This window comes from uncultured Campylobacter sp. (assembly GCF_938045625.1).
GTDB lineage: Bacteria > Campylobacterota > Campylobacteria > Campylobacterales > Campylobacteraceae > Campylobacter_A.
The window spans coordinates 19,553-37,758 of sequence record NZ_CALIAV010000005.1 but is presented as its reverse complement, the minus strand read 5'-3'; the positions used below and the strand labels follow the sequence as shown (position 1 = coordinate 37,758).

General features: G+C 44.4%; 15 protein-coding genes. 7 read left to right on the top strand and 8 right to left on the bottom strand.

What is annotated here, in order from left to right:
* Positions 1-143 precede the first annotated feature (143 nt).
* From Q0386_RS00480 to nhaD, 3 genes are all read right to left on the bottom strand, one after another.
* On the bottom strand, positions 144-3,173 hold the full coding sequence (locus Q0386_RS00480) for a type I restriction endonuclease subunit R (protein ID WP_299025544.1): 3,030 nt from the start codon (positions 3,171-3,173) through the stop codon (positions 144-146).
* 211 nt (positions 3,174-3,384) lie between these two features.
* Complete coding sequence (gene guaA / locus Q0386_RS00475) at positions 3,385-4,917, bottom strand: glutamine-hydrolyzing GMP synthase (protein ID WP_299025541.1); 1,533 nt, start codon at positions 4,915-4,917, stop codon at positions 3,385-3,387.
* Positions 4,918-4,926: 9 nt separating this feature from the next.
* A complete protein-coding gene (nhaD, locus tag Q0386_RS00470; protein WP_299025538.1) occupies positions 4,927-6,318 on the bottom strand; it encodes a sodium:proton antiporter NhaD in 1,392 nt (463 codons plus the stop codon).
* Between the two features lie 137 nt (positions 6,319-6,455).
* Here nhaD and Q0386_RS00465 point away from each other — a divergent pair, with 137 nt between their 5' ends.
* The 3 genes from Q0386_RS00465 to uvrC are packed head-to-tail and all read left to right on the top strand — an operon-like array spanning position 6,456 to position 8,892.
* Positions 6,456-6,938, top strand: coding sequence for a hypothetical protein (locus tag Q0386_RS00465; RefSeq protein ID WP_299025535.1), 483 nt, complete (start codon positions 6,456-6,458; stop codon positions 6,936-6,938).
* Complete coding sequence (locus Q0386_RS00460; RefSeq protein ID WP_299025532.1) at positions 6,935-7,084, top strand: hypothetical protein; 150 nt, start codon at positions 6,935-6,937, stop codon at positions 7,082-7,084. Before Q0386_RS00465 ends, Q0386_RS00460 begins: the two co-directional genes overlap by 4 nt.
* Positions 7,078-8,892: an excinuclease ABC subunit UvrC gene (gene uvrC / locus Q0386_RS00455; RefSeq protein WP_299025529.1), complete on the top strand. Its 1,815-nt coding sequence runs from the start codon at positions 7,078-7,080 to the stop codon at positions 8,890-8,892. Before Q0386_RS00460 ends, uvrC begins: the two co-directional genes overlap by 7 nt.
* 245 nt (positions 8,893-9,137) lie before the next feature.
* On the opposite strand, the gene Q0386_RS00450 is transcribed toward uvrC, so the two are convergent.
* Together Q0386_RS00450 and dnaJ are read right to left on the bottom strand one after the other, a co-directional pair.
* Entirely contained in the window at positions 9,138-9,749 is a 612-nt protein-coding gene (locus tag Q0386_RS00450) for a tetratricopeptide repeat protein (RefSeq protein ID WP_299025526.1), read from the bottom strand.
* Between the two features lie 100 nt (positions 9,750-9,849).
* Positions 9,850-11,022, bottom strand: a complete 1,173-nt coding sequence (dnaJ, locus tag Q0386_RS00445; RefSeq protein WP_299025523.1) for a molecular chaperone DnaJ — start codon at positions 11,020-11,022, stop codon at positions 9,850-9,852.
* A gap of 160 nt (positions 11,023-11,182) precedes the next feature.
* Here dnaJ and Q0386_RS00440 point away from each other — a divergent pair, with 160 nt between their 5' ends.
* The 3 genes from Q0386_RS00440 to recR are packed head-to-tail and all read left to right on the top strand — an operon-like array spanning position 11,183 to position 13,660.
* On the top strand, positions 11,183-11,854 hold the full coding sequence (locus Q0386_RS00440) for a response regulator transcription factor (RefSeq protein WP_002948262.1): 672 nt from the start codon (positions 11,183-11,185) through the stop codon (positions 11,852-11,854).
* Positions 11,851-13,104: an ArsS family sensor histidine kinase gene (locus tag Q0386_RS00435; protein ID WP_299025519.1), complete on the top strand. Its 1,254-nt coding sequence runs from the start codon at positions 11,851-11,853 to the stop codon at positions 13,102-13,104. The genes Q0386_RS00440 and Q0386_RS00435 overlap by 4 nt, the downstream gene beginning before the upstream one ends.
* Positions 13,088-13,660, top strand: coding sequence for a recombination mediator RecR (gene recR, locus Q0386_RS00430; protein WP_299025516.1), 573 nt, complete (start codon positions 13,088-13,090; stop codon positions 13,658-13,660). Before Q0386_RS00435 ends, recR begins: the two co-directional genes overlap by 17 nt.
* A 237-nt stretch (positions 13,661-13,897) precedes the next feature.
* Here recR and Q0386_RS00425 read toward each other — a convergent pair whose 3' ends face one another.
* Entirely contained in the window at positions 13,898-14,953 is a 1,056-nt protein-coding gene (locus Q0386_RS00425; RefSeq protein ID WP_299025513.1) for a TRAP transporter substrate-binding protein, read from the bottom strand.
* Between the two features lie 80 nt (positions 14,954-15,033).
* Here Q0386_RS00425 and pyk point away from each other — a divergent pair, with 80 nt between their 5' ends.
* Positions 15,034-16,488 carry a pyruvate kinase gene (gene pyk / locus Q0386_RS00420; RefSeq protein WP_299025510.1) on the top strand — a complete coding sequence of 485 codons (1,455 nt, stop codon included), beginning with the start codon at positions 15,034-15,036 and terminating at the stop codon, positions 16,486-16,488.
* Here pyk and Q0386_RS00415 read toward each other — a convergent pair.
* Together Q0386_RS00415 and Q0386_RS00410 are read right to left on the bottom strand one after the other, a co-directional pair.
* On the bottom strand, positions 16,464-17,279 hold the full coding sequence (locus Q0386_RS00415; protein ID WP_299025507.1) for a shikimate dehydrogenase: 816 nt from the start codon (positions 17,277-17,279) through the stop codon (positions 16,464-16,466). The genes pyk and Q0386_RS00415 overlap by 25 nt on opposite strands.
* Positions 17,276-18,199, bottom strand: a complete 924-nt coding sequence (locus Q0386_RS00410; protein WP_299025504.1) for an SPOR domain-containing protein — start codon at positions 18,197-18,199, stop codon at positions 17,276-17,278. The genes Q0386_RS00415 and Q0386_RS00410 overlap by 4 nt, the downstream gene beginning before the upstream one ends.
* Between the last annotated feature and the right edge of the window lie 7 nt (positions 18,200-18,206).

Genomic DNA, 18,206 nt, shown 5'->3' with positions numbered 1-18,206 from the left:
TATTATCATAGTTTTCAGTCTGAACTAAATAAGGTGTTGGCTGTAAATAGTCCAAAATTTCACCTAATTCTTTTACTTCCCAACCTTCACCATCTTTAAATTCAGGAAACCTATACTTAGGCACTAGTGTCAAATCATCTTTTTTACTCATACGCTTTTAACCCCACAATCTCTCGTCCATCTGCCATTTTCTTTAATAACGGAACTAATTCATCCATAAGCTCCAATTCTTTTTGTGTTCGTTCTCTCCAACTAAGATTCAGAGGTTCAAGTAAATCAATCAATTTTTCTCCATCAAAAATCATTCTTTCCATAATTCCATTAACAAAAGCCTCTAAAGAGCCAGACTCAATCCCATACTTTTCAGATATGGAAATCAGCTTCTTAAAAGTTTTTTCAGATTTAAATTTCTGGTATCCCTCCATTACTTCCTTTTCACTTAAGCCTTTATTCTCTTCTGAAGACTTAATAAATCTATCAAGCTCTTCTATATACTCTTCAATATCTTCCCGCTCATCCATAAGGTTAGAAGTAGAAGCAATCAAATCAATCAGTTCTTTTTTCGTCATTTTTTCTTTCTTCGGCACGTTTGATTGAGTATATTGAGAAATAAGTGCCATAATATAATCATAATCAATAACAGCAGATGCAAATAACACAAATTCAAAGTCCAATTGCTCTACTTCAGTAGATACATTATGACTATCTTTTTCCTGTTCATCTTTTAATCTCCCTGCAATATCTAAATATGCCCCCCTAAATGCTCGAACTGTATCTTCTGGTAATAAAGTCTCAATATCAGCTACTTGTTCCTCTTTTATATCTGTGTATTGATCAAGTTGAGTTTTGAGCCTCTGTATTTGTTTAAACTTATCAATAAACATGGCACGAGCCGTATCACCTTTAAGATTACTTACTGCTTCAGGCTTACACTCAAGTCCTTGTGCCTTCATAAACTGCTCAAGTTCATCTACTGCTTTTCTCAACTTTTTAATCATAGTAGGAGCCGGATCTACAAGCCAAATTTCTTTAACTTTCTCGCTGTTTTCTTTTCCTGAAAACAATCTGATCGCTGCATCAACTTCATCTTCATGTCCTCTAAAATCAATAATATTGCCATAAGGTTTAGTGGTATTAAGCACACGATTAGTTCTTGAAAAGGCTTGAATCAATCCATGTTGCTTCAAGTTTTTATCTACATATAAAGTATTTAAATATTTAGAATCAAAGCCTGTCAAAAGCATATCTACAACAATAACAATATCTATTTTATTTTCATGTGGATAATCCGCATTTGGATATTGTTGGTCTTTTATCCGTTTTTGTACATCTTGATAATACAAATCAAAGTCGTTGATAGTATGATTTGTTTTGTATTTTGAATTATAGTCGTCAATAATTCTCCTTAAGGCTTCTTTTTTCTTGTCAGGCTCTTGTTTGTTATCTTCTTTTTCTTGCACAAGATCCTCTTGCAGTTGTTTCACATCTTTATTGCCTTCAGCCGGAGGCGAAAAAACGCAAGAAATATTCAATGGAATAAAACCTTCATCTAAATCTAAGTATTCTTTCTGTACCTCATTAAATAAACCATAGTACTCTATTGCTTCATTGATACTTGCTGTCGCAAAAATAGCGTTATACCGTCTACTATATGTTGCCGCATCATGCTTGGACAAAATAGCTTCTACAATTTTCCTTTTGCTTATCTTTGTATCTGCTTTTGCTGCAATATGAGTATCATCAGGCTTAAAATAATCAATGTGAAAACGTAAAACGTTGCCATCATCAATCGCATTTGTGATAGTGTAAGAATGAAGTTCCTTTTCAAATACATCCTTTGTGGTTTTATAAGAACCAATTGTTCCATCGACTTGTTTATAATTTGAGTTTTCTTCAAAAATTGGTGTACCCGTAAAACCAAACAATTGTGCTTTGGGGAAGAAAGTCTTTATTGCTTCATGATTATCTCCAAATTGTGAACGATGGCATTCATCAAAAATAATCGCCATACGCTTATCTTGAAGCTTTAGTAGCCTTTCTTTAAAAGTCAATTCGCCTCTTTTTCTTTTTTCTTGATTACGCTTACTATCATCATCAAGTGCAAGTCCAAGTTTTTGAATGGTAGTAACTATCACTTTATCCTTATAATCATCAGATGTGAGACGCTTAACTAAACTTTCTGTATTTGTATTTTCTTCTACACATCCTTCTTGAAACTTATTAAATTCTATACGAGTCTGTCTATCCAAATCTTTTCTATCCACAACAAACAAGCACTTTTCAATATCTGGATTATCTTTTAAAAGTGTTGATGTCTTAAATGATGTAAGAGTTTTGCCACTACCTGTAGTATGCCAAATATATCCATTGCCTCGATTTTGCTCAATACAATCCACAATGGCTTTCACAGCATAAATCTGATATGGCCGCATAATCAATAATTTTTGCTCACTCACTACCAAAACCATATATCTACTGATAAGTTCTCCAATAGTACACTTAGGCAAAAAACAATTCGCAAATTCATATAAATTGGTTATTTTATTATTGTTCTTATCTGCAAATTCATAAATAGGCAAGAATCTCTCATCTGCATTAAATGAAAAATGCTCCTTGCGATTATTAGCAAAATAATAGGTATTCGTTTCATTGCTAACAATAAAAAGCTGAATAAAACAGAGTAGCGAATTTGTATATCCATTTCCCGAATCATTTTTATAATTCACTATTTGTTCCATCGCTTTTTTAGGTGTGATTTGTAAAGTCTTTAATTCAATCTGAGCTACCGGGATACCATTAATAAGCAAAATAACATCATAACGATGGTTACTATTTTCTGTATTAATACGCAGCTGATTAACTACTTCAAATTCATTTTTGCACCAGTTTTTGAGATTCACAAGAGTATATTGCAAAGGCGTATCATCATCTCTTTTAAAAGTATTTATTTCTCTGAGCTTTTTTGCACTCTCAAAAACATCTGGATTTATTATACTATCACGTAATCTTATAAATTCAGAATCACTTAGTTTTACACAGTTCAATCTTTCAAAATGCTTTTTGAAATTTTCTTCCAATGAAAATTTATCTCTAATGTCTTCACGATAAACATATTTTAAATCTATCAGTTTTTTGATAAATTCACTTTCTATTTGTTTCTCACTCTTCATCATAACCATAATCCTCTATCCAGCTTAATGTATTAATTCTAGTGAAAAAATAAACTCTTCATTGAATTTTTCTTTTTTGCAAAATCCTCTTCAAAACATAATTTCATGATTTGGCTAAGTTTTTGTTTTTGATTCTCTTTATATATTTATGCATCTTGAATACATAAATTACTTATATAGTATGATTTGCAAGTGCAAATCATACAAATAACAGCTACTCCCACTCTATCGTTGCGGGCGGTTTGCTCGAGATGTCGTAAACTACGCGGTTGATGCCGTCTACTTCGTTTATGATGCGGCGAGAGACGTTTTCTAGCAGATCGTAAGGTAGGTGTGAGAAGCTGGCCGTCATGCCGTCGCTAGCGTCCACTACGCGTATGCACACGGCGTTTTCGTAGGTGCGGTTATCGCCCATGACGCCCACGGAATGCACGTTTAGCAGTACGCAAAACGCCTGCCACGTTTTGTTGTACCAGCCGCTTGATTTTAGCTCGTCGCGCAGGATCACGTCGGCTTTGCGTAGTAGCTCAAGGCTTGGCATATTTACCTCGCCCATTATGCGGATCGCAAGACCAGGTCCAGGGAATGGATGGCGAAACACGAGCTCTCGCGAAAGGCCAAGCTCGAGACCTAGCTGGCGTACTTCGTCTTTAAAAATTTCTCTTAAAGGCTCGATTAGCTCAAAGCTCATCCAATCAGGCAGCCCGCCCACGTTGTGGTGGCTTTTGATCGTCTTGCTAGATCCCACGACCGAGCTTTCGATGATGTCGGTATAAAGCGTGCCTTGGGCTAAAAATTTAACGTTATCGTGCTTTTTGGCCTCTTTTTCAAAAATTTCGATGAAAGTTTCGCCGATGATCTTGCGTTTTTTTTCTGGATCGGTTACGCCTGCTAGCCTTTCTAGGAAAGTTTTACTCGCGTCTATGCTAACTAGCTCCACGCCAAGCTTTGTTCTAAAGGTCGCCTCGACCTGCTCGCGCTCGCCAGTTCTAAGTAGCCCGTTATCGACGAAAACCAGGATCAAATTTTGCGGTATCGCAGCGGCTAAAAGCGCAGCGGTAACGGAGCTATCCACGCCTCCGCTAACGGCGCAAAGGACTTTTTTGTTGCCGACGGTTTCTTTGATCTTAGCGATCTGGGTTTTAGCAAAGCCGCCCATATTCCACGTGCTTTCGCAGCCGCAGATATATTTGGCGAAATTTTTTAAAATTTGAGTGCCAAACTCGCTGTGCTGCACCTCCGGGTGAAACTGCAACGCGTAAAATTTGCGCTTTTCGTCGCCGAATACGCAGTAAGGCGAATTTTCGCTCGTCGCGATCGCCTCAAAGCCGTTTGGCAAATTTTTTACGAGGTCGGAGTGGCTCATCCAGACGGTTTGCTTTTCGGGCGTATCAGTAAAGAGCGGATGAGATTTTAGAGCGTTTAGGCTTGCCTTGCCGTACTCTTTGTGAGAGGCAGGAGCAACTTCGGCGCCGAATTTATGCGCCAAAAGCTGCATGCCGTAGCAAATACCCAAAATCGGCAGCTTTAGCTTAAAAACGCCCTCATCGCAAAAATATGCATCCGGAGCATAAACACTAGCAGGACCGCCGCTTAGGATTATGCCTTTTGGTTTTTTTGCTTTGATCTCCTCGACCTTAGCGTTAAAAGGCAAAATCTCGGTATAAACACCTTGCTCGCGTAGGCGTCTAGCGATTAGTTGGGTGTATTGCGAGCCAAAATCCAAAACTATTATCGTGTTATTCATGATTGCCCTTTAAAAATATAAATGAAAAATTTCAAACTGTATGTACCAGATCACGACCGATACGATATAGCCAGCAACCACGGTCCAAGCGTATTTCATATGCGCGCCGAATGTATATATGCCCTTTAGTTTACCCATTACGCCAACGCCCGCAGCAGAACCAAAACTTATCATCGAGCCGCCGATACCGGCAGTCAAGGTAACTAGCAGCCACTGGCTTAAATTTTCGCCCACGTCCGCGCCCATCATAGGATTTGCTTTTAGCACGGCAGACATAACAGGAACGTTATCCACGATAGCGGACAGGAAGCCGACGCCGATATTTACAGCAGTGGCGCCAAATTTATCATAAAGCGAAACAGCGTAGTTTAAAAATCCGACGAAGTGTAGCGCGCCGACGGCCGCAAGGATACCGAAAAAGAATAAAAGCGTGTTGTTTTCGATCTTTGACATATAGTGAAAGACATGCATAGGCTCTTCGTTTTTGTTTGTTTTTTTGTAGATGTAGGTGTAGATGCTAAGAAGCGAGAAGCCAAACATCATGCCCCACATCGCAGGTAGGTGGAAAAGCTGATGCATCATAACAGCCGAAAATATAGTAAATGCACCAAGGCCGATAACGACCTTACCGCCTTTTTTGATGGTTACTTTAGGCTCTGCGGCCGGGTCAAAGTGCGGGCTCCCAGCGGGCACGACACGCACTAGCAAAAACGCCGTAACAAGCCAGCCGATAAATGAAGCAGGGAAAAGCGCGAAAAAGTCGATAAAAGGAGCCTTGCCCGCAGCCCACGCCATCAGAGTCGTGATATCGCCAAACGGACTCCATGCGCCGCCTGCGTTTGCTGCTACTACGATGTTTATCGCACCTGCGACTAGGAAATTCGTGTTGTTCTTATCTATCGTTAAAAGTACAGTGGAGAGGATAAGAGCGGTAGTTAGGTTATCTGCGACAGGGCTAATGAAAAACGCCAAAACGCCCGTTAGCCAAAAGAGTCTTTTGTATGTATAGCCCTTTGAGACGAGGTTGTATTTTAGCGCGTTAAATACGTCACGCTCGATGAGCGCCTCGATATAGGTCATAGCTACCATGAGGAAAAATACGATCTGCGAAATCTCTAAAATTAGGTGATTTACCTCATTTTGCAACAAATGCATGTCTAGGCCGTTTGCCAGCATATAAAAGCCGATGAGCAAAAACATAAAAGTGCCGATAAATATGGCCGGCTTAGCCTTATCGATGTGAAAATTTTCCTCCGTAGCGATGAAAAAATATCCCACGACGAAAATGATGAGGCTCGCGATACCCACCCACGTAGTCGTTAAATTTAAAGCCTCGCCCGCAGCGTCGCCGCTACCGAAGGCCAAAGCGAAAAACAGACTCAAAAGTCCGACGATCTTCATTTGTTCTCCTTGATTTATAGTTTATTTATCTTTTCGGTTTTACTGTTTGAGGGCTCGGACGGCGCTTCGTAGAACGGATCACCCTTGTGGCCGCAACCTGCTATAAAAATTAACAAAAAAAATGCTAAAATCGCCCTATGAAAGACGCTAAGACTATTATTCGACATATTGTTGATAATCCTTTTTATAAAGAGTTAAAAAACCGTAGCGAATGCGGAGAATTTTTACAGCTTTTAAGCCTAAATCATCGCAGGCTCATCGCCTTTTGCTACGAGAAAAACGGCATTTTGTTTTTCGCCCTGTTTCATCCGCTAGGACTTCAGGAATTAAAAAGCGATAGTAGTATAAAAATGTTAAAAGGCTTATTAAAAATCTATTCTAGCGTAAATTTTGACAGCAGGCTCGCTCGCGTGACGGACGTTAAATTTTTTGTGACAAAGCATTTAAAATTTAAAAAAGCGACCGACCCATACGAAAAAAAGCGAATTTTTACCTACGCCGAGCCTGCTAAAGGCGAGTTTATAAATTTAGCCAAAAGCGAGCGGATTTTTGAGGGATTTGAAAAAATTCGCATTGCCATAAAGCAAAATTTAGCCAAAGAATCAAGCGGGGCGCGATGAAGCAAGATAAAATAGAGCGAAATTTAGGCGCAGAGCACGCAAGCGCAGGGCTTTTAATTTATAAAAACTATATGGTGCAAACCTCGTCAAATTTAACCTTGCAAAGCAAAAGCTCAAATTTACTAGCGGGAGCTAAAATTTGCTAATCGACGAGATCCGCTCGCTACCTGCCCAGCCCGGCGTTTATCAGTATTTCGACAAGGCCGGCAAGCTGCTTTACGTCGGCAAGGCTAAAATTTTAAAAAACCGCGTCAAAAGCTACTTTTCATTTACGCCCGAGCTCGCCCCCTCGCCCAAGGTCAGCCCGCGCATACACAAGATGATCAGCGAGGCCGTACACCTCGAGTATATCGTTACTCCCAGCGAAGCCGACGCGCTGATACTGGAAAATTCCTTCATCAAGCAGCTAAGGCCCAAATACAACATCTTGCTGCGCGACGATAAGACTTATCCCTACATCTACGTAAATTTAGACGAGGATTTCCCGCGCTTTGAGATCACGCGCAAGATTGTCCGAGGCAAAAACGTTAAGTATTTTGGCCCCTATTTTCGCGGCGCGCGCGAGCTTTTAGATGCGCTAAGGCTAAGCTTTAAACTCGTGCAAAGCAAAAGCGCGCTCAAAGCCACGGGCGCATATCTACCTTATCAGATCGGCTACTCCGAGGCTCCGCTCATCAGCAAAATTTCGCCCGCAGACTACGCCAAGGTCGTAGAGGGCGCGATCGCGGCGCTAAACAATCCGCTTTCTATGCTGCCAAAGCTCGTAAATTTGATGAATAAATACGCCCAAAACGAAAACTACGAGCAAGCCGCCCTCGTGCGCGATAAGATCAGCGCCATCAAAGACCTAGACGTCAAAATCGAGGTCGATCTGGCTAAACTTGAGGACTTTGAGGTTTTTGCCGTGGGCGCGGAGCAAAATTTGCTTTGCGCGGTGCGTTTTAGCGTGCACGGCGGCAAAATCAGCGGCGTGTATCAAAATATCACGAACACCAAAATGAGCTCGCAAGGCGACCTAAACGACGCCTACAAGCAAATCGTCCTAGAGAGCTTTCCAGCCGGCGCGCCAGTCGTGAGTGCGAAAATTTACGTACTAGAAGCCTTTGAGGACGCAAGTCTAGTAGAGGAGATCTTGACCGCTCGCCACGGCCGCAAATTTAGCATCTCCGTGCCTAAAATCGGCGAGAAAAAGCGCATTTGCGAAATGGCGCTAACAAACGCGCAGGTCTTTATCCAAAAGTACCTAAAAACCCACGACGACGCGTTTTTGGACGAGCTAAAGGAGTATTTCGGCCTAGCCTGCGCGCCGTACGCTATCGAGACTTTCGACAACTCGCATATGTTCGGTGCGGCCGCGGTCGGCGCGATGGTGCGCTTTGAGCACGGAAGCTTCGCCAAAGAGCACTACCGCCACATGCACCTCTCCCACGCAAACGACTACGATCAGATGCGCCAGATGCTCACAGAGCGCGCTTTGCGGTTTGACAAGCTTAGTCCGCCCGATCTGTGGCTCATCGACGGCGGTCAGGCGCTACTAGACCTCGCCTCGGACATCATCGCTAGCAGCGGCGCAAACGTCGATATACTCGCCATATCAAAAGAAAAAATAGATGCCAAAGCCCACCGCGCAAAAGGCGGCGCGAGGGATAAAATTTACGCTCCGAGCGGCATATTTACTCTGCCAACGGGCGACAGACGGCTTCAGTTTTTTCAGCGCCTGCGCGACGAGGCGCACCGATTTGCGATCACCTTTCATCAAAAAACCAAGCGCAAGGAGGATCTGGGCGCTAGCAAGCTAGCAGACGCGGGCGTATCGGCGGGCAGTATCGCAAAGCTAGTTAAATTTTACGGTAGCTTTGAAGCGATAATGACCGCAACGAGCGAGGAAATAGAAAAGGTGACGAATAGGAGCGTAGCAGCCAAAATCGAGCAGCTAAAAGAGAGTGAAATTTGAAGCTTATTCTGTAAAATTTGCCCTGAAATTTGAGCCAAATTTGACGCATTTGTTTTCGTTAAATTTGAAAGCGTAAATTTTAACTCGCCGCGTTTGGGTAAATTTGGCAACAGTTATTTGCAAAAAGCCAGTCAAATTTGGCGTAAAACGCAGGCAAATTTGCGCGCTAACCCTAAAATTTACGCAAGCAATTACGTAGCGCAAATTTAAATTCCGCGTCGCCGCCAAGGTCTGCATCGGCAAATTTAGCGTTTCGCGGCTTTTTCTATCGCTTTTGCGGCTTCGCAGCCGTCGTTCCAGCCGTAAGCGCACGCCTTTTGTAGATAGTTTTTTGCGCTAGCTACGTCTTTTTCGCCAAGCATTGCGTTGTAGTAAAGCGCGCCGAGATTAAAGCACGACATCCCGTCTTTTGCCTCGCAGGCTTTGCGCCAGATTTCGCCCGCTTTTTGCGCGTCTTTTTTGACGCCGAGTCCCTGCTCGTAAAGCGAGCCTAAATTTGCGCAACCTAGCAGATAGCCGCTATCGCAGGCTTTTTTATAGAGCTTGGCAGCCTTTGGCGCGTCGGCCTTGACGCCCTCGCCTTTGCGGTAGGCGACGCCCAAATTTACGCAGGCGCGCACGTACTCCCCGTCGCACGCCTTTTTAAACAGCGCGAATGCCTTTTCGTAGTTTTTTCCCAGGTCGCACTCTTCAAGCTTGATGCCAATGTAGGCAAGGCCCAAGTTATCGCAACTCTCAAAATCGCCCGCGTCGCAACCTTTTTGAAGTCCGCTCGTATCGCACCCCACCGCATGTAAAGAAACCGCCGTAAAAACGGCTAAAAATATAAATTTATTCATCTTGTATTTTAACGTCAAATTTGACGCTCCGTTTTGTAACAAGCACAAATTTAAGCCCGAGCGACTGGGCAAATTTGACAAAATATTGCGCCCGTCAAAAGGCAAATTTGACCTGATTTTACGCCTTTTTGCCTTTTTTCTTGCCTTTGTCGCCAGGTTCTTCGCCTTTAAACCACCCTTTTATCTTGTCCAAAATTCCCTCGTCCTCTTCCTTGTCGTAGCTAGCTTTGCCGGCCTTGATGCCAAAGCTTTCTTGTAGCTGGTTTAGTAGAGAGATTTGCTCATCGCTTAGCTCTTTTGGCGTTTTTACGGAGATTTGCGCTACGAGCCTGCCGTATCTTTTGCTATTAACGTTTTTTACGCCAAGCCCGTCAAATACGAACTGCTGCTTGTCTTTTGCGCCGACTGGCAGTTTTAGCTCGGTCGTGCCCTTTAGCGTCGGGATCGTGATCGTCTCGCCCAAAATCGCCTGCGTGAAAAATACCGGAATCTCGATATAAACGTCGCTTTCGTGACGCACGAAATGCTCGTCGGCCTCAACCTCGATATGCACGTACAAATCGCCCCTGGCGCCGGTTGATGAGACGTTGCCCTTTTCGCTCACGCGCATGCGCATGCCGTCGTCGATGCCCTCGGGGATATTTACTTTGACGCTTTGGCGTTCTTCTTTGTAGCCGCTACCGCCACAATCAGAGCATCTATCCTTGACTGTTTCGCCCGTGCCGTTACAGTACGGACACTCCTGCACGAAGCTCATAAAGCCCCTTTGCTGCGATATCCGCCCCCTACCCTCGCAGTGCGGACATACGTGCGTTTTGCCGTCTTTCGAGCCGCTGCCTTTGCAGGTCTGGCACGGTTTTTTGATCGTAAAATCTATCTCTTTTTCGGCGCCGAACACCGCTTCGTTAAATTTGATCCTAAGAGCTATCTCTAGATCGAGCGGATATTTGTCGCTACTTCTTTTGCGGCTGCTTGCGCCAGAGCTAAATCCGCCGCCAAAAAACGAGTTAAATATGTCGCCCAAATCAAAATCCGCGCTAAATCCGCTAGAGCTAAAGCCGCCCCTGCCCTCAAGCCCGGCTTTGCCGTATCTATCGTATATCGCGCGCTTTTCCTCGTCGCCTAGCACCTGGTAGGCTTCGTTTACCTTTTTAAATTTTTCTTCCGCTTCTTTGTCGCCTTGGTTGCGGTCCGGGTGGTACTTTAGCGCTAGTTTTCTAAATGCTTTTTTTATGGTTTCAGAGTCGCTATTTTTGCTGATTTCTAAAATTTCGTAGTAGTCTATTTCCACAAAATCTCCTAAAATTTTTAAATTTAAAGGGCGATTTTATCTTATTATTTATAAAAATTCAAAGCGGGGAAGAATTTTAAACGAGGATAGTAAATTCGGAAAAAAATTTAACTTTTTTTGGTTATAATCATTTTCGTTAAATCTATTTGAAAGGCTTAAAATGATTAATGTTTTAATGATTGAAGACGATCCGGAATTCGCGCAAATCCTATCCGAGTACTTGAGCGATTTTAATATAAAAGTAACAAATTTCGAAGATCCTTATTTGGGACTAAGCGCCGGAGTGAAAAATTTCGACCTGCTCATCCTAGACCTCACTTTGCCAGGCATGGACGGCCTAGAAGTGTGCAAAGAGATCCGTAGCAAATACAACATCCCTATCATCATCTCTTCTGCTCGCAGCGACATCAGCGACAAGGTCGTGGGCCTGCAGCTAGGCGCAGACGACTATCTACCAAAACCGTACGATCCAAAGGAAATGTACGCGCGCATCATGAGCCTAATCCGCCGCTACAAAAAGACCAACGAAGTGCAAGAAGAGGTCGTTGATACGCTATTTAGGATAGACGAGCGCAGACACGAAATCTACTACAACAACGAAAGCCTAACGCTAACGCCGGCAGAGTATGAGATCTTGAGCTACCTTATCAAGCAGCACAGCTTTTCAGTCTCTCGTGAGCAGCTAGTTTATAACTGCAAAAGCCTAAAAGACAAGGACTCAAAGAGCCTAGACGTCATCATCGGCAGACTAAGAACCAAGATCGGCGACAGCTCAAAAGCGCCTAAACATATATTTTCGGTACGCGGAATAGGCTATAAACTCATAGGATGAGATACTCCTTAACCACGAAGATTTCGGTAGTTTTCGCGCTAGCGTTTTCGCTTGTTTGTATCTTATTCTACACGTTTGCGAGCATACAGCTAGATAACGCGCTAGAAAAGATAAAAAACAAGCAGCTAAACGCGATAAACTACCTCATCGCTTCATACGAAAAGTCAAATCCGCCTAGCGATTTGACTAATTATTTTAGAAATTTCGGCCTAACCTACGTCAAAAGCGATAAAACCGTCGCAAACGTCATCAGCACGGGCAAGACGGTCTTTGCCAAACAAACACAGCTAGGACTCTTTCAGTCGCTGCTTTTTCAGGATAGTTTATATCTGCAGATCAAAAATCCTTCGTTTCAAATTTTACTCGAAAGCGACGATACGAAAAACATAAACGACCCGATTTGGGTGGGTTTTATCCTCACGACGGCGCTTCTTGTATCGCTTTACGTTTCGGTGATGAAGTCGCTAATGCCGCTTAAAAAACTAAGCTCGGATATCAGGAAATTTGGCGCGGGAAACATGGACGTAAATATCGCCAAGCCCGACTCCGACGACGAGATAGCCAAGGTCGCGATAGAATTTGACGCCGCAGCTAGCAAGATCAGGGAGCTTTTGCGCTCTAGACAGCTGTTTTTACGCACGATTATGCACGAGCTAAAAACGCCGATCGGCAAGGGCCGCATAGTCTCTGAGATGGTGCAAAATCCTACGCACAAAACCCGCTTGATAGCGATATTTGAGCGCCTAGATATGCTCATAAATGAGTTTGGCAAGATCGAGCAGCTGCTATCCAAAAACTACGCACTAAACTATCAGGAGTCGTACTTTTCAAACATCCTTGACCAAGCGCGCGACATGCTGATGCTAGATAAATTTGAAGAAAAAGTGAGCGTAGATATCCGCCGAGATATTTTGCTGCGCGTGGATTTCGGGCTCTTTTCGCTCGCGATCAAAAACCTCATAGATAACGCCCTAAAATACGCCGACGACAAAAAGGCGCAGGTTATCTGCGACATAGACGGCATAGTCGTGAGAAATCTAGGTCAACCGCTACAAAATCCTATCGAGTACTACATGCAAGCCTTTATCCGCGAAAAGGGCAGCAAAAGCAGCGGCATGGGGCTAGGCCTCTACATCATCGACCACATCTGTCGTATGCACAAATTTAGCCTAAAATACTCCTACGAAGACGGCTACCACGCATTTAAAATTTGCACCAATCCAAAGGAAAGCGTTGAAAAAAGGGCTTGAGAAATTTAACGAGCTCGTAGCGGCCTTTGAGCGGCTACCGGGCGTTGGCAAAAAGTCCGCCCAGCGCTACGCCTATCACGTCTGCCTAAAGGATAGCTTCGGCGGACTAAAGCTCGCTCAAAGCATCGAGGACGCCGTGAGATTTACGGGCAAATGCCAAATTTGCGGCGGGCTTAGCGAGGACGAGATTTGCGACATTTGCAGCGACGAGGCGCGAGATAAAGAGCTGCTGGCCGTCGTAGAAAGCCCAAAAGATATCCTAGTTTTTGAGCAAAGCGCGATCTACCGCGGGCGCTATTTCGTACTCGAGGAGATAACGCCGGAGCAAACCGAAAAACTACGCGATGTCATCCGCCAAAACGGCGTAACCGAGATTATTTTTGCACTAACGCCCGGGCTTAGCAGCGATGCGGTGATGGTGTTTATCGAGGATAAGCTAAGCGATTTGGGCGTTAAATTTAGCAAGATAGCTCAAGGCGTACCTACGGGCGTAAATCTCGAGAACATCGATCTTCTATCGCTTATGAAAGCGCTTGATAGCAGAACTGAGCTGTAAATTTAACTCAAGCGCGTGAAGCTTTTTATAAATTCGCTCGAATTCAAATTTAAGACTATGCAAGCAAATTTGACGCCGTATTTCACACAGGCACCTCCTCAAATTTAACCCATTACCAAAGCTAGTTAAATTTAGCACGCAGTCCGAAAATAAAATTTGATATATAACAAAGAACAAAAAGAGAAATTTACGACCCGAAGGCCGTAAATTTAAGCCGCCCAAAACGAGCGAGAGAAGTTACTTCGTAGTTTTTTGGATATACGAGAACTCGGAAATCTTCGTCCACTCGCGAGCTTTAGCCAAAAACGCTCTTTGAGAGTCCAAAATCTCCTTAAATAGCGGATCTTTCGCCGCCTCTTCGTCTAGGATCTCGTCGCTTGCTTTTCTAAGCGCGTCCATGACATCTTGTGGAAACGAGCGAACCTCGATATCAGGATACTCGGCTTTCATCTTCGCCCAGTACTCGGCGTTATCAAAGAACGAGCGGCTATTTAGCATGCTAGCTACCTCGTTAGCCGCGGCCTCGATCACGGCCTGAAGGTCGGCAGGTAGCTTCTCGTAGGTCTTTTTGTTTACGAAAAACTGAGTCTGACCGCTCGGCTCTTGCCAGCCCGTGTAGTAGTATTTAGCGATCTTGTGAAAGCCTAAGCCCATATCAAACGCAGGGCTCACCCACTCGACCGAGTCGATCGTGCCCATCTCTAGAGCCATGTATAGCTCGCCAGTTGGGATAGTGTTTATCGTAGCTCCCACGCGCGCCATAACCTCGCCGCCAAAGCCGGGGATCCTGATCTTTAGGCCTTTTAGATCATCTATGCTTTTGATCTCTTTTTTAAACCAGCCACCCATTTGCGTGCCGGTATCCCCCGCAAGGAAAACTTTGATATTGTATTTGTCGTAAACTTTTTCCTCTAGCTGCTTGCCGCCGCCGAATTCATACCAAGCGCGAAGCTCGGTCGCGGTCATACCAAAAGGTACGGCGGTAAAAAACATAGTATTTGCATCCTTGCCCTTGTAGTAGTAAGACGCCGTGTAGCCGATATCGTACTGGCCGCCTTTTACGAAGTCTAGGATACCAAACGGGGATTTGTGCTTAGAGGGATAGTCTATCCTTACCTCTAGTCTGCCATCGCTTAGCGTCTCGACGACGCGCTTAAATTCTTTCGCCGCATCGCCCAAAACAGGCGTAGTGCCCTCCCAAGTACTAGCTAGCTTTAGCTTATAGGTTTTGTCCGCCGCGTTCGCGCTTAGCGCTAAACCGAAAGCAGCCAAAACCGCTAAAAACTTTTTCATTTTTGCTCCTTAAAATAAATTGGCCGATTATACTTATTTTTTTTAAAAATTTGGTAAAATTGCGCAAAAAAGGGGCATCTATGAATAAAAAAACCAAAATCCTAGCCACGGTCGGACCGGCCAGCGAATCCATAGAGGTTATGGAGCAATTAGTTTTAGCAGGAGTTAATGCTTTTAGGCTAAATTTTAGCCACGGCACGCACGAATACCATAAATCAAATATCGATAAAATCAGGCAAGTAGAGGCGAAACTCGGGCGAAAAATAGGCATATTTCAGGATATCTGCGGCCCTAAAATAAGAGTCGGCAAGCTAAATGAGAGCAAATTTAAACTAAAAGTCGGCGATACGCTAATCTTCGTAAAAGATGAAATAATCGGCGAGCAAATAGACGAAAATCGCTATAAGCTCTGCATAAACCAGCCTCAAATTTTAGCCGCGCTAAAAACAGGCGAGTACATATATCTATGCGACGGACAGATCCGCGCTAGGATCGTAAACGCAAGCGCCCAAAAAGTAGAAGCCGTAGTGGAAAACGACGGAGTGCTTCGCTCTAATAAGGGCGTAAATTTTCCAAATACCAAGCTAAATATCGAGGTTATAACGCCAAAAGATTTAAAAGATTTGGAATTTGGCGCAAAAAACGGCGTGCATTTCGTCGCGATCTCTTTCGTACAAAACGCAAACGATATAAAAAAAGCTAGAGAGATACTAAAGGGCTTTGGCTCCAAAGCTCAAATTTACGCCAAAATAGAAAAATTTGACGCCGTGGAGAATATCGACGAGATCATTGAGGCCAGCGACGGTGTGATGGTTGCTCGCGGAGATCTGGGTATCGAGGTACCCTACTACAAGGTGCCGACGATCCAAAAGCTCATCATCAAAAAAGCAAACGAAGCAGTTAAGCCAGTCATCACCGCTACGCAGATGATGCTAAGCATGGCCGAGCACGAGACGGCTACTAGAGCCGAGATCAGCGACGTGGCAAATGCCGTACTAGACGGCACCGACGTAGTCATGCTAAGCGAAGAAAGCGCGGTCGGCATAAATCCCGTTGCCGTCGTGGAAGCGATGAGCAACACCATAATCCAAACGCAGCAAATTTACCCTTTTAACAAATTTGATTTTGACCGCTACGATGACACGGACATGATGGCATCTAGCACAGCTAGGCTCGCCTCGGCGCTAAAAGTAGACGGCATAATCGCGCTAACCTCATCGGGCGGCTCGGCAGCAAAACTAGCCAGATACCGCACCGACATAGATATCATCGCCATAACGCACAACGAGCAGGCCGCATATAGGCTGACTCTTTGCTGGGGTATAACGGCGGCGTTCGTGATAGAAAAGGAAGAAAGACTGCATACGCTGATGGCTAAATCGATCAAAGCAGCAGTCGAAAAAGGCTATATAAAAGACGACAAAAGCTACATCATGACCGCTGGCTATCCGACGGGAGTGGCGGGCAGCTCGGATCTGATCAGGATTTTAAGAAAAGCTCAGATAGATTATTATCTAGAAGAAGCCGATAAATAAAGGGCTTTTCGCATCGAGGCTTCGATTTTGGCCTCGTCAAGCGAGTCCTCAAAAAATAAATTTAACGCCTTTACCGCCTGAAAAAGTAGCATCTCAGCGCCGTCTTTATGCGCGAGCCCGCTAGCGGCGGCTAAATTTAAAAAAGGCGTTTTTTTGCCGTAAATAACGTCAAAGGCAAATTTGCTTTCATCAAAAATCGGGCGCAAAATCTCGATCGGTGCAGGCAAATTTTCGTCTTTTAGTCCTGCCGAGGTTGTATTTACGACGAGATCAAATTTGCCGCCATTAAATTTGCCAGAATTCGCCCAGCTAAATTTTTCAATTTCAGCAAAATTTGCCAGCCTCTCCTCGCTTCTATTTAGCACGCAAACTCGCACACCGCGGCTTTTTAGCGCATATGCGACCGCTCTAGCCGTTCCGCCGGCACCCAAAACCAGAGCTGAATTTATATGTCCAAAACATTCTATCGCTCGTAAAAACCCGGGCGCATCGGTATTGTAGCCGTAAATTTTATCGCTGCGAGATACGAGGGTATTTACGGAGCCGATTTTAGCAGCCGTTTCGTCTGGAGCGTCGCACTGCGCGAGAGCAGCTTCTTTGTGAGGTACTGTGACGTTTGCGCCACTTAGTTTTAGTTCTTTAAATTTAGAGATGAGTTGCGAGCCGTCTGAGAGCTCGTAGCGAGTATAGAGAGCTTCGCGAGATAGACCCAGCTCGCCGAGAGCTAGGTTATGTAGCCTCGGCGAAACGGAGTGGGATATAGGGTTGCCAAAAACGGCAAAAACCATCATTTTATATTTACGATAAAGGCGTTTGGAGCAGCGCTTTGCTTGATTTTAGCAAGCTCGCTTTTTAACTGCTCGCCGCTATAAGGGCCGACTAGCACCTTGATGATTTCATTGCCGTTTACATTCGTCCTATATAGCTTATAGGCGTATCCTGCGGCTTTTAGTTTGCCAAGCTCGGGCGCTTTTTCGTTAAAGTGCTTTACTGCAAAAACCTGTATGTAGCTACCGCTATGAGCATCGCCGCCGCTAGCTGCAGGAGCTTGTTTGACAGGCTTTTGTTTTGCCTGTTTTTCTTTAGCTGCATCGTTTTTAGGCTGTTTTGCGGCTTTTTCTTGCTTAGGCTCTTTTTGTTTTACTACGTTTACGTGCTGCTTAGGTTCGGCTTTTGGTTCGCTTGGCTGAGCGCTTGGAGCGTCATTTTGCTTTAAAGCACCTTGTATAGCAGAGGACTCGATCGGCGTAGGAGCTGGCGCGCCTGCATCTTGCTGCCTTTTATCCTCTTTTTCCTTAAGCGCTTTTACCATATCCTCAAAGCTATCTTGGCCTTTGTTTTCAGGCACGATAGGTACCTGCTCAAAGGCAGGATTAGGCTGCTGGGCCTGAGGCTCGGACGGCGGCGGAGCGACTGGAGGGACGCTACCTTGCGCTACTTGCGGCGCAGGCTCGCTAGGCGGCGTAGCAGGTACACTCACTTGCTGCGGGATGCTTCGCGTATTGTCCGGCTCAGGCGGCAAAACCAGCCTAGAATCCGTTTGCGCAATCTGATCGTTAGTTTCGGAGGAATTTAAAAATTTCATCACGATGAGAACAGCTAAAAAGATGATGACGAAAACTGCGACGAGGATGAGTATCCTCTTAACGCTTTTGCTCTTTTTATCCTCGTTGTTATCAAGCATGATGTCTCTTAGCTCGTTATATTCCATTTTCACT